This window comes from Bradyrhizobium sp. AZCC 1693, from assembly GCF_036924745.1.
Classification (GTDB): Bacteria; Pseudomonadota; Alphaproteobacteria; order Rhizobiales; family Xanthobacteraceae; genus Bradyrhizobium.
In genome coordinates this window covers 3,768,946-3,781,232 of sequence record NZ_JAZHSD010000001.1, presented here as the reverse complement: position 1 = coordinate 3,781,232, position 12,287 = coordinate 3,768,946, and the positions used below count along the sequence as shown (strand labels likewise).

At 63.8% G+C, this 12,287-nt stretch carries 11 protein-coding genes and 1 tRNA gene; 8 read left to right on the top strand and 4 right to left on the bottom strand.

Translation table 11 applies throughout. The features are described 5' to 3' along the window. Positions 1-10: 10 nt before the first annotated feature. The gene (locus V1293_RS17990; protein WP_334511208.1) at positions 11-3,232 is read right to left on the bottom strand and encodes a PAS domain-containing protein; all 3,222 of its coding nucleotides are present in this window, start codon (positions 3,230-3,232) and stop codon (positions 11-13) included. Between the two features lie 293 nt (positions 3,233-3,525). Here V1293_RS17990 and V1293_RS17985 point away from each other — a divergent pair, with 293 nt between their 5' ends. From V1293_RS17985 to V1293_RS17955, 7 genes are all read left to right on the top strand, one after another. Next, the gene (locus V1293_RS17985; RefSeq protein ID WP_334511207.1) at positions 3,526-3,909 is read left to right on the top strand and encodes a phasin; all 384 of its coding nucleotides are present in this window, start codon (positions 3,526-3,528) and stop codon (positions 3,907-3,909) included. Positions 3,910-4,160: 251 nt separating this feature from the next. Beyond that, positions 4,161-4,595, top strand: a complete 435-nt coding sequence (locus V1293_RS17980) for a phasin (protein WP_334511206.1) — start codon at positions 4,161-4,163, stop codon at positions 4,593-4,595. A 218-nt stretch (positions 4,596-4,813) separates the two neighbouring features. Next, positions 4,814-4,890: transfer RNA gene (locus tag V1293_RS17975), tRNA-His, on the top strand. A gap of 494 nt (positions 4,891-5,384) precedes the next feature. Beyond that, entirely contained in the window at positions 5,385-7,325 is a 1,941-nt protein-coding gene (locus V1293_RS17970; RefSeq protein WP_334511205.1) for a hypothetical protein, read from the top strand. A 181-nt stretch (positions 7,326-7,506) separates the two neighbouring features. Continuing rightward, positions 7,507-7,872 (top strand): hypothetical protein, encoded by a 366-nt coding sequence (locus tag V1293_RS17965; RefSeq protein WP_334511204.1) that lies wholly within the window; start codon positions 7,507-7,509, stop codon positions 7,870-7,872. Positions 7,873-8,006: 134 nt separating this feature from the next. Next, positions 8,007-8,336 carry a hypothetical protein gene (locus tag V1293_RS17960; protein WP_334511203.1) on the top strand — a complete coding sequence of 110 codons (330 nt, stop codon included), beginning with the start codon at positions 8,007-8,009 and terminating at the stop codon, positions 8,334-8,336. Positions 8,337-8,513: 177 nt separating this feature from the next. Continuing rightward, positions 8,514-9,194, top strand: coding sequence for a ParA family protein (locus V1293_RS17955; protein WP_334511202.1), 681 nt, complete (start codon positions 8,514-8,516; stop codon positions 9,192-9,194). Between the two features lie 154 nt (positions 9,195-9,348). Here V1293_RS17955 and V1293_RS17950 read toward each other — a convergent pair whose 3' ends face one another. Beyond that, positions 9,349-9,486 (bottom strand): hypothetical protein, encoded by a 138-nt coding sequence (locus tag V1293_RS17950; RefSeq protein ID WP_334511201.1) that lies wholly within the window; start codon positions 9,484-9,486, stop codon positions 9,349-9,351. 235 nt (positions 9,487-9,721) lie between these two features. Between V1293_RS17950 and V1293_RS17945 the strand changes: the two genes are divergently transcribed. Beyond that, positions 9,722-9,862: a hypothetical protein gene (locus V1293_RS17945; protein WP_334511200.1), complete on the top strand. Its 141-nt coding sequence runs from the start codon at positions 9,722-9,724 to the stop codon at positions 9,860-9,862. Between the two features lie 48 nt (positions 9,863-9,910). On the opposite strand, the gene dapA is transcribed toward V1293_RS17945, so the two are convergent. Continuing rightward, positions 9,911-10,843 carry a 4-hydroxy-tetrahydrodipicolinate synthase gene (gene dapA, locus V1293_RS17940; protein WP_334511199.1) on the bottom strand — a complete coding sequence of 311 codons (933 nt, stop codon included), beginning with the start codon at positions 10,841-10,843 and terminating at the stop codon, positions 9,911-9,913. 519 nt (positions 10,844-11,362) lie between these two features. Further along, positions 11,363-12,286, bottom strand: a complete 924-nt coding sequence (locus V1293_RS17935) for a LysR family transcriptional regulator (RefSeq protein ID WP_334511198.1) — start codon at positions 12,284-12,286, stop codon at positions 11,363-11,365. Between the last annotated feature and the right edge of the window lies 1 nt (position 12,287).

Below are 12,287 nucleotides of genomic sequence, written 5' to 3'. Positions count from 1 at the left end.
GCCGGTGATATCAGGCGCGCACGACCGCGTGCGGAAACACGATCTCGATCAGCGTGCCGGAACGGCCGCCAGTCTTGATCTGGAATTTGGCGCGGTTGGCTTCGACAAGGGCTTTGGTTAGCGACAGGCTGACGGCCGAACTCTCGGCCCGATCCGATGGCGCAGGCGTCCGGAACGGCTGCAGGGCTGCGGCAACCTCATTGTCGTTGAGGCCGTGGCCGGTGTCGCGGACCCGCAGCATCACCTCGCCGAAATCGGACAACGCCGTGGAGACGATGACCTGGCCGCCGGCATTGGCGAGATGGATCGAATTGCCGATCAGGTTCAGCGTGATCTGGCGCAACGCCCGCGCGTCCGCGATCACCGGCGGCAGCATGTGCGCGAGTGACGTGCGGATGATGATGCGCTCGCGGTTGGCCTGCGGCTGCAACACCGCAACGCAGCTCTCGACCAGCTCGTTGAGGTTCTGGTTGGTGAAAGCCAGATCGAGCTTGCCGGTTTCGATCCTTGAGAGGTCGAGCAGGTCGTTGATGATGGCGATCACGCGTTCGCCGGAGGCGCGGATGTCCCTCATGTATTCGAGGTAGCGCTCGTTGCCGAGCGCGCCGAACCGCTCGCCGATCATCACTTCGGAAAAGCCGATGATGGCGTTCAGCGGCGTCCGCACCTCGTGGCTGATCCGGGCCAGCACGTCGGCCTTGGCATTGGCGGCGCGTTCCGCCAGCCGCCGCGCCTCGCGCAATTCGCTCTCGGTCTGCTTGGCTTGCGAAAGATCGCGGAACACCGCGAAGAAATTCGGGCCTTCAGGGCGGGTGCGGCCCATGGTCATCGACAGCGCGATGATGCCGCCCTTGCTTTCGCGGCCCAGCACCTCGCGGCCGTGATCGAGCAGGCTTGCGACGCCGGACGCCTTGATGCCGGCGAGATATTCGAACACGCCATGCCGGCTTTCGGGCGCAAACAGATCGGCGAGATTGCGTCGCGCGAGTTCGTCGCCGTCATGGCCGAACAGCGCTTCGGCGCTGCGGTTGGCGGTATGGATGTTGCCCTCGGCGTCGAACATCAGGATGCCTTCGGCCGTGGTGTCGAGGATGGCGGCAAGGTCTTCGGCGTTGGCATGGCCGACATCCGACGGTTCGGAGCCGTCAGGCTCCGGTGCCGCCGGTTCGAACTCCGATACCGCCGGTTCGAACTCCGATACCGCCGGTTCGAACTCCGATACCGACGGTTCGAAGACGTCAGGCTCTGATGCAGGCTCGGCTCGCGCGATGGCGGCCGCGATCGCTGCGCCCTCATGTTGCGTGCCCGAGAAGATCAAGGCCAGCGCCGAATCGCCGTCCCACGAGATGGTGTAGAGGCGTGCGTCGGCCGACGCTGACAGCGTATCCGCGTCCGTCGGCTGGCTTGCCGAAATCGTCACCGGTCTGCCGGTGTCCGACGTCGAGGAGGTGTTGGAGGAGCCGGGTTCGACATAGAGCGCGTCGAGGCCGCCGGCATCTTCCAGCGCGTGCAGGCTCGGATAGCCCATCTGCGTCAGGAAGGCGGGGTTGGCATATAGCAGCCGGTCGAGCCGGTAGATCAGGATGCCGACCGGCAGCAAATCGAGCAGCGCCTTGTCGCGCGCGGTTTCGCCACGCGCCGGCGGCTCAGGTGGCGCCAGCCATTCGGGCGGCGCGCTCGCGGCTTCGCGCACGGCCGGAGAGGTTTCGCAGGCCTCGGCCGCCTCGTTGCCGTTCTCGGAGTCGAGCCGCGCCGACAATTGCCGCGCGAGTTCGTCGAAGGCGCTGTTTTCAACCGGCGACAGCGCTGGCTGCTTCGCTTCGCCCGGGGCGCGGAACGGCAGGACGTTTGCGGCAGCGTCTGCCGGCAACTCCGTTGCGGTTTCCGTCAGCGCGTCCTTGACGAGCTCTCGGACGTTTTCTTGGACGTTTTCTTGGACGTCTTCTTGGACGTTTTCTCGGACGCTTTCCTCTAAGGCTTCCTTGGGAGGTTCCACGGGCGTTTCCAAATCTTTTTGATGTGAAGTCTCTGCAGCAGAAGTCTCTCCAGCATGGGTCTCCGCAGTGGAAGTTCTTGCAGCAATCGGTTCAGGCAATTCGTCGGATGAAGGCAATGCAACGCTGGCCGGCTCGGCAGATGGCGCAGCGGGCACTTCTTGCGGCGTCACCATCTCGCCGGACAATTCCGCCAGGCGTAGGGCGGCGAGCCGCGCGACGGCGTCGAAATCGCGGCAGACGCCTAAGCCGCGATAGCCGATGAAGTTTTGCGTCGCGTCGAAGATCGGCAGGCCGGACAGTTCGACCGGCAACGTGCCGCCGCCGTCCACCGGCCAGTTCAGCGTGATGCCGCTCCAGGTCGCGCCCGTCGCAAAGGCCTGCATCATCCGGCCGGTGGGATCGAATCCAAAGGTCTCGGCGATCTCGCGCCATGGCCGGCCGAAAGCGGCCGTGGTGCGCGGGCCGATCAGGCCTGCGAATTCGTCGGTGCCGAGCGTGAAGCGGCCTTCCCGATCCATCTGCCAGGTGAAGCGCAGCGGCAGGCGGCGCGCCTGCGGCGCCGGCCGGCCGGCAAAGGCTTCGATCGCAGGCGATGGCGCGCGCGCAATCGTTTCGGCCGCGGGCGGCTCGTCGGCGGCGGCAGGCTCGGCAAACGCATCGAACAACGCAAACTCGGCGGGCGCTTCGCCCGATTGTGCCGGCTGCTCGTAATCGGGAGCCGGTTGCGGCGCGACCGGTTGCTCAATGACGGGCATGACGGGTGCGCTCGGCTGCGGGGGTGGCTCTGATGAAGGTGGCTCTGATGAGGCGGCGTCCAACTGCACCTCGTCGTCGGGCTGCGCCAGCGCCGGACGCGGCGCGATCAGCGCAATGTTGCCGGCGGCGATCAGAACGCCGTGGCTGCCATTGGGAAAGTCGAACCGCGAGCAGCCGCAGGTCGCAAGCCCGCCGGGCGCCGCGCCAAACCCTTGCAAGCGCTCCAGCCGGATGGCGCCGTTGGCGAGCAGCCGGCCCGCGAGCCGCGCGATCTGCCGCCGGTGCTGGTCGGCCGGCCCAAAGGTTTTTTCGGCAAGGGCTGCGGCATTGGCTGCGCCGAACAGGCGGGCGCCAGCCGGATTGGCCCACAGGATCCGCCGGCCATCCGCCGTCCACAACCAGGCGGGCAGGCGGCTCGCCGCGTAGGCCGCCAATCGCGGATCGCCGTGCGCCCGCCACTGAAATTCCGCATCCTGCATCGCGACTACATGACCGTCCGGCTTCAAAATCGGCTGCCAAAACGCCGAAAGCGTTAAGGGAACATTACTATCGCAAGCCGGCCGCTGCAGGTCCACGGCCCGGCCGGCCGGGGGTAATTTAAGCGGCGGATAACCTTAACCCGGCTGGACCCTTTGGCCCGGCCGCTGCGTTAGGTGGTTGCAAACGGCCGTCAAGGGTTCAAAGGGGAACCCCCCGGCGCCGCATTCCGTCCAGGATGCGGCCCCCTGACGGTATCCGGGCGCAAATCCCAGCCAGGACAAAGGAACGCACCATGAGTGACGAAGTGCGAGACCGATTCGAGATACCCGAGGAAATGCGATCGATGGCGGAAGCGAGCGTCGAGCAGGCCCGCAAGGCTTTTGAGAAATTCGTCACCGCCGCGCAGGCCACCGCCGGCACTATCGAGGAGCGCAACGCCGCGGTTCGCGCCGGCGCCAAGGATGTCGGCAGCAAGGCCATGGCCTTTGCCGAGAAGAACGTGCAGGACTCGCTCGATCACACGCAGTCACTGCTGAAGGCCAAGGATCTGCCCGAGGTGATGCGGCTGCACAGCGAGTATGTGCAGGCGCAGATGCGTGCGCTGGCGGAGCAAGCCAGCGAAATGAGCCAGGCCGTCGGCAAGGCCGCCATGGACGCGGCGAAGCCGAAAGTGTGAGTGGCCGCCATCGGCGAGAAGCCCGGCACCGGGTTAGCCGGGAGTGGAACCCGTATTCCGGGTTAAATATGCGGCGATGCATCAGAAATTGCAGTGCGCTGCACAAATTTGACATGATATTGGTGCTAATTGGGCCAGCCCGTGGATGGGCACTTTTCGTGAGTGTGTGCGTGACCTTTCGGCCCGCCTTGCCTGCCCGGCGGTCCGCAGGGGGGAATGCCGTTTCAACCCCATTGTGAAGGATGCAAGCCGTGACCAGCTCCACCGATCCCTTCTCTGCCTCCATCATCCCGTTCGAAGTCCCCGAGCAGATGCGCGCGCTTGCCGAAAAGGGCGTCTCGCAGGCCCGCGACAGCTACGCCAAGTTCAAGGATGCCGCCGAAACCCACAACGGCACCATCGAGGCCGTGTTCACCTCGGCCAGCAAGGGCGCCAGCGAGTACAACGCCAAGCTGATCGAGTTCTTCAAGGCCAACACCACGTCCTCGCTCGATTTCGCGCAGGAGCTGTTCGGCGTGAAGACGCCGGCCGCGGCGCTCGAGCTGTGGACCTCGCACGCCAAGAAGCAGTACGAGACCATCACGGCGCAAGCGAAAGAGCTCGCCGAGCTCGGCCAGAAGGTCGCCACCGAGACCGTCGAGCCGATCAAGGCTTCCGCCTCGAAGCTTTACAAGCCGGCGGCCTGATCGCTTCCGGTATCGATGACGAAGAGCCCGGGCGAAGCGGCCCGGGCTTTTTGCTGCCAAGGGATGCTTTGCCGCCATCTGCGGAGCCCCGGCAAATGAACGCAAAATGCCCCCGGAGCGACTATAATCAGACGCTTCCCGGCCTTGCCAAAGCGAGGCGTTGCACCTAGTTTCCGGCCCATTCGCGACCCCTCTTTATGGGGCCCCGCGTGAGGGATGCAGTTGTAGCTCAGTTGGTTAGAGCGCCTGTCTGTGGAACAGGAGGTCGGTGGTTCGAGCCCACCCAACTGTACCACATAAAACACTGAAATAATTACGGTTTTTGATCCGGTTAGGCGTCGGGCGTAGATGCCTCGATCGTGGCGCCGGTCTGCGAGTGCATGTCGAAGAACGGCGCACGCCGTCTCGGGTTGGACGTGCGGACCCCCGGGGTACCATCACGCCGCCCTCTCAGCGGGCTCGGCAAGGGCCAGACCTCGCCGATAGTCCCGTAGGATTGGCCGGCCGCTTTCCAGTTTCGCCACATTAACCCGCCCTTAGACCGCCACCCGGTACCTTGCCCCGCTGCCTGAGAAGCGGTGCCATGGCGGATCTTTCAGTTTGCGTTTTCGCGCGAGAGGATTCCGCAGCGGACAGAGGGGGTGACGTTTGCTTCGAGTTGTTGATCCGGGTCTAGCAGACTCCATTTCGCCGGTTGACGGCGCCCCGCCACACGTCACGGCCGATGCCAAGGCAAGCAGCAGCAGGCCGGGGCGCACGGTCGTTCGAATGGTGCTGGCAAGCTGTCTTATGCTCTTCCTCGAACTGGCGTTGATCCGATGGCTCGGCGCGAACGTTATACACCTGTCGTATTTTTCGAATTTCGTCCTCCTGGGTTCGTTCCTCGGTATCGGCGCGGGCTTCCTCATCAGCAGGAAAAGCTGGTCCATATGGCCGGCATCGATGCCGCTGCTGAGCATTCTCATCGTGGGCGTGCTTTGGTTCCCCGTCACGATCGAACGGACCGGCTCCGACGTAATCTATTTCACCTCGCTCGAAGCCAGCGGCCCGCCCGCCTGGCTCGCACTGCCGATCATTTTCGCGATGGTCGCAGTCGTCATGGCCGGGCCGGCCGAAGTCGTGGGTCGCTGTTTCGGCAAACTGCCTCCCCTGACGGCATATCGCTACGATCTGATCGGATCGCTTCTCGGCATATCCGTGTTCACGGCGCTGAGCTTTCTGCATGCGCCGTCGGTGGCTTGGGGTTTCATCGCGTTCACCCTCTATCTGGCGTTGGCCAGCCCGTCCCGCCGGCTTGTGACTTGCGCATGGGCGCTGATGCTGGTCGGCAAGCTGCTGCAGGAGACGCTGGCTCCCGGCGTAAGCTGGTCCCCTTACTACAAGGTCGTCACCAAGGAAGTCGGCCCGGCGGACTCGAACCTGCTCCTCATCGGCGTCAACGGAGTGCCCCACCAGTTGATGGCCCCCGCGAAGTGGAAGCTGGAGCAGGGCGAAAGAATTTACGAGACGCCCTATCTCCGGCTGCCCGGTAATCCCCTCGATGACGTTCTGATCATCGGAGCGGGGTCCGGGTCCGACGTGGCGATCGCCCTGCGCAAGCAGGCCCGCCATGTCGATGCAGTCGACATCGACCCGCGAATTCTCAAGATCGGCGTGGAGCAGAACCCCGACCGGCCATACGCCGACAAGCGGGTGAAGATGCACACGAATGACGGGCGGGCATTCCTCGAAAGCACCGGCCGCAAGTACGACCTTGTTCTTTTCGCGCTGCCCGACTCGCTGACACTGGTCAGCGGGGCCTCGCAGATTCGGCTCGAGTCATTCCTGTTCACGCAGGAAGCGCTGGCTTCCGTGCGCGAGCACCTGAAACCCCACGGCGCCTTCGCCATGTACAATTACTACCGGGAGCGCTGGCTCATCGACAGGCTGGCCGGAACCGCCGCTACGGCATTCGGGCACGCTCCATGCGTCGACACATTCGCCGATGCGCAAGCGGTCATCACAATCGGGATGACGGCCGCGGACCAGCGCTGCGAAACGACCTGGGCCCAGGATTCGCGCGACGGCGTGATTTCTCCGGCAACCGACAATACGCCGTTCCTCTACTTCAGGGGCGGCTCGTTCCCCCCGCTCTATACGATTACGCTACTCGCTGTTCTCCTGACGTCCCTGGTCGCCGTACGCACGCTGGGCGGGCCGCTGCGGGACATGCGCCCCTATGCCGACCTGTTCTTCATGGGGGCGGCGTTCCTGCTGCTGGAGACCAAGAACGTAGCGACCTTTGCCCTCCTTTTCGGCACCACGTGGTTCGTCAACGCGCTGGTCTTCGCCGCCGTGCTCGTCATCGTGCTCGCTGCGGTGGAGACGACGCGGAAGTTCCGGACGCCATCACTGCCGGTAGTCTACGCCGGTATCGCCGCATCTCTGGCCCTAGCCTGGGTCATCCGTCCCGAGTGGCTGCTGCCTCTCCCCTTCGTGCCCAGGCTGCTGGCTGCGACCCTGCTGGCGTTCCTGCCGATTTACCTCGCCAACGTGGCCTTCTCGAAGCGCTTCCAGAACTCGTCGGACTCGCAGTCGGCATTTGCAGTCAACCTGCTGGGTGCGATCGTCGGCGGTTGTCTGGAATATGCAGCGCTCGTTACCGGCTACAACAATCTGCTGATCGTGACGGGCCTGCTCTACCTCGCGGCTTTCCTCCTGATGCCCAGGACCGCCGCTCGTTCCGGGTGACGGTCAAGCAGTTGACCATCAACCACCACGTCGTGCTCAAACCCATCTGTATCCCGCACCCATACTGCATTGCCCCCCTCGAGCTGCCGCGACACTTGTGCTGTGGCGTGTTGTCCACCCGTGCTTGCGAATTCTGATCCGTTCACCCACAATTCAGCCAAACTTTGGGCTGGGGGGATGGATGATGATTTTTCGAGCAGGGAATTTCCGGTTTGGATGGTTGCTGGCTACCGCACTCGCGGTTTCGATCTCGCCCGCCGCCGGTCAGGCCTACACTCCCGAACAGGAGCAGGCCTGCACCGGCGATGCGTTCCGGCTGTGCAGCTCCGAGATTCCCGATGTCAGCCGGGTGACCGCCTGCATGGTCGCCAAAAAATCCCAGCTCTCGCCGCCCTGCCGCGCCCAGTTCAGGCCGGATGATCCCGAGCCCCGCGAGGCTGCGGCCAGGCCGGCTGGCCGGCCGACCATGATCCGGCCGGCGACGCCGCGCAAGGCCGTGAGCGCCAAGGCGCGCAAAACCAAAAAGCCGGCGAAACCGGCGACCTGACGGCGCGGGCGACCTGACGGCGCGGGCGACCTGACGGCGCCATCGCCATTTCAAGGTCCCCTCGCGCGGCCGACTGACGCCTTGTTTGCGCCCCCTGCAATGAACATCTCCTTGCGCAAGAGGAGAGGGTTTCATTGAGCGCACATCAAAAGGAACTCGACCGGCACTTTGCCTGGTTCGAGAAGAAGCTGCCGCCGCGGCCGGCGAAGTTCGTCAGCTGGGTACGCAAGCCGTCGTCGATCTACGTCCGGATTCCGCTCGCCATACTGCTGATCGCCGGCGGCTTTCTCAGCTTCCTGCCGGTGCTCGGACTCTGGATGTTGCCGCTCGGACTCCTTTTGTTCGCGCAGGACGTGCCGCCGCTGCAGAAGCCGATGGCGCAGGGGCTCGGATGGATCGAGCGCAAATGGCTCGAACGGCAGCGCATGAAGCTCGAACGCGAGCGCACAAAAAGCACGCCGTAAGCCGATCAAGGCGCTCAACCGCTCCGTTTCCGGTTGCGGGCCTGCACGCACGTGTGACTCAAAAACCAGCCTTGTTGGCAATTACGTGGCTTCATCGCGACATCCCTTAAATTTTTCTTTCGCGAATCAGCCCGCTGATTCATTTTCAGCTTCTGGGGTCAACTTGGAGGCCAAGGTATGAACGTAATAGTATTTGCATCACGTAAGGGGGGCTCGGGAAAGAGTACCCTGGCTGCTCACCTCGCTGCCCATGTTCACAAGGCAACGAAGCCCATCCTTCTGGTCGATGCCGACCCACAGGGATCGCTTACACTCTGGCACAAATTGCGCGGCACCAACGAACCGCCGATCAAGGCCGCGGTGAATTCCGTCAGCGGCATCGTCGCTGCCGCCAAGCGCGACGGCGTCGAATGGGTGTTCATCGACACGCCGCCGAATCTTTCGGCCGTCGTCGACGATGCGATCCGCAACGCGACGATGGTGATCATTCCGGCGCGGCCGGGCGTGTTCGACGTCAACGCCGTGCAGGAAACGATTCAGACCTGCCGCTCGGCGCGCAAGCCCTACGCGGTCGTGGTCAACGGCGCGCCCGCCGAACGCGACGGCGTCGAGAGCCGCATCGTCACCATCGCGCGCGAAGCGCTGGCGAAATTCCGTGCGCCGGTGTGGAGCGGCCAGATCACCAACCGCGCCGATCTGATCATGGCGCTGAGCCAGGGCGAAGGCGCCCGCGAATATTACGCGGAAGGCCGGGCCGCGGCGGAGATCACCAGGCTTTGGGGCGCGATCGAACGTTCGATCAAGGCGATCCGCGGGTCGGCGTCCGCTTCTGGCGCCATGCACAAGCAGGCGGCGTAACAACGCCGCTTTCTTTTCTGGATTGATTTTTCTGGACTGACAAAGACGCGCGGCGCTCCGCGCGTTTTTCTTTTGTGGCGGGCAAACAGTATCGTCGCTCGCGCTCCCTTGCGCAAACGCTTCGCGCTTGTCGCAGGCAATGACGAAAGTCGCTCTACGCCACCATCAGCACGTAGAACACGACGACCGGCGACATTGTCAGGATCACCGACCAGATGCCGACGGCCCACAGAATGTCCTCGGTGCTAAAGCCCTGTTCCGGAGAAATGGTGTTGTTGTATTCGAAATGCACGACGCGCCCCCGCGTTTCTTGTTGCTCCTGCCATCTTGATACGCGACCAGTTTTAAAAACCCGATTCCGATTTCGCTTGCATTTGACCGCGCCTGCTACCGCCGATTAACCACCAAGGTATCCTGGTTAATGGCTGGTGAGTGCGAAGCCGAAACTTCGAGCGAAGGCCCGATCGCGACATTAAAATTTGATCTGTAGGTTTCTCCTCAAAGAACATCACCGGGGGGAATGGCAAATGACCACGCACGACAAGGAGTATCCGGTCAGCGCGTACGCCCAGCGAGCGCACGACGTTCTCCTGGTGTCGTCGTTCGCCATCTGGGCGATGGTGCTCGGCTTCGCGCCGGTGCTGACCTATCGCCTGCTGGTCAGCTAATCCGGTTTCTCCCTCTCGCCATTGAGGCGAGAGGAAGCCGATCGCATCCTACGCCTGGCGCAAGAGCCGTGGCGTGCGCCGCTCGATTTCCTCGTCCAGCAACGCGCCGAGCTCCGCGCTCACCTCCACCATCGGCAGGCGAACCTCGGCGCTGTCGATCAGCCCGCTGCGCTTGAGCCAATACTTGGCGGGCGCCGGGCTCGGCTCGGCGAACAGCAGCCGGGTCAGTCCGGAAATGGCCTTCCAGCACGCCTGGGCGCCGCCGCGATCGCCCTGCTTCAACAGCGTCTGCACCGATGCGAACGCGTCGGTCTCCAGATGCGCCGACAGCAGGATCGCCCCGTCGGCGCCGTCGGCCAGCGCTTCGTGATACAGCGCGTCCTCGCCGGTCAGCACGGCAAAGCCGGGTGGCCGCCGGCTTAAGAAGTCGATCGTCTGCGCGCGGTCGGCGCCGCAATCCTTCATGCCGACGATGTTCGGGTGCAAGGCGAGCTCAAGCAGCGTCTCGTTGGTGAGGCTGACGCCGGTCCGGTAGGGAATGTTGTAGAGCACGATCGGCCATGAGGCGTGATCGGCGAGCGCGGTGAAATGCTGCACCAGGCCGCGCTGCGAGGGGCGGATGTAATAGGGGCTCGCGATCAGGTAGCCGTCGATCGGCCATGCCGCCGTCTCATCCAGCGCATCCAAAAGCTTCGCGGTGGAGGCGCCGGACAGGCCCAACAGGATCGGCAGGCAGTGGCCGCTGCCGGATAGCTCGCTGCGCGTCACCGTCACCAGCCGCTCGAGCTCATCGGGACGAAGCGACATGCCTTCGCCCGACGTCGCCGCGAGAATGAAGCCGTCGACCGGGCCGGCCGCATAATGCCTGACGAGCCGGCGTAACGACGCCTCGTCGAGTTCGCCGTCGCGAAACGGCGTGATGAGCGGCAGCCACAGGCCCTGCAGCCGGCTTGCCAGATCGCTGGTTGGTTGGGCAGTCATCGTTCCATCTCCTCGTGGGGTTAAGCCGGAGACGGGACCAATAAAAAAACCCCGTCCAGACGGCGGGGCTTTCGGGATCGCGGGTTGCGGCAGGTCTAGCGCGCGCGTCGATCTCGGGTCCCCAGGAGGGGACCTTTTTTCGACGACAAAGCTGCGCACGAACGCGTGATCATGTGCGGATGATGGTTGTGGAAGGCTTCAATGTCAATCCACCGCAAGATGACGCGGGCGTGAGAACGGGCACGAAAAAAAGCCGGGCCCAAGAGAGCCCGGCTTGAGGTATTGGCCACGTGAGGCCGACACAATCACCTTCCAAGAGGGATTACTGAACCGCCGCGCCACTGGAGGAGGGGGACATATGCGCGACGCGACCGCTCAGCGTTCAAGCACTATGATCCTCATCAGTGCTGTGCAGCAACCGTCCGAGCCGCATGTCTGACATGCGGTGAGCGGGCCCTCTATTAAACAGGCTAATCCGCAAAGCGGGATGACGAAACGTCACCTGCTCCCGATCATGCTCTAGGAGGGCCAGCGCTGCGCCTTGCTCACCACGAAATCGCGGAACACCTGCACGCGTGCGACCGTCTTCAACTCTTCGGGATAGACGAAGTAGGTGTCGATCGCGATCGAGTCGGTTTCGCCGAACAGCTGAACCAGGCGGTTGTTTTCCTCGACCAGGTAGTCGGGCAGCGCGGCGATGCCGAGCCCCTGCTGGCAGGCGCGGACCAGTCCTAAGATATTGTTGACCTTAAAATAAGCCTCGCGCGGGCCCGAGCCGTTGCGGCCGGCGTCGATCAGCCAGCTACGGTTCTGCAAATGCGGCGGCACCTGTGAATCGCCGAGCATGATGATGCGGTGCGAGTCGAGGTCGTCGAGCGTGCGCGGCGTGCCGAAGCGCTTGATGTATTCCGGCGAGCAATAGGCGTGGAAGCCGATCGAGAACAGTTTTCGCTGGATCAGGTCCGGCTGGGTCGGCTTGCGGGTCCGGATCGCAACGTCAGCCTCGCGCATCGACAGATCGAGATCCTCGTCGGTCACGATCATGGAGATGCGGATGTCCGGATAGAGCGCGGTGAATTCGTCGAGCCGCGGGATCAGCCAGTTGATGCCGAGCGCCGGCGGCGTGGTGATCTTGAGGTCGCCGCTCGGCCGCTCGCGGCTGTCGGTGAGCTTGGCGCGCGCCGCCTGCAACTGCATGAACACGTCATGCGCGGTGCGAAACAGCAGATCGCCCTGTTCGGTGAGGATCAGCCCGCGCGCGTGGCGGTGGAACAGCGACACCGCGAGTTCCTGCTCCAGCGCGCTGACCTGCCGCGATACCGCCGATTGCGAAAGCCCGAGCTGTTCGCCGGCGTGGGTAAAGCTTCCAGCCTCTGCAGCCGCGTGAAAGACTTTCAGCTTGTCCCAATCCATGTCCGATGATCCGTCCCGTGTTCTAGGCATG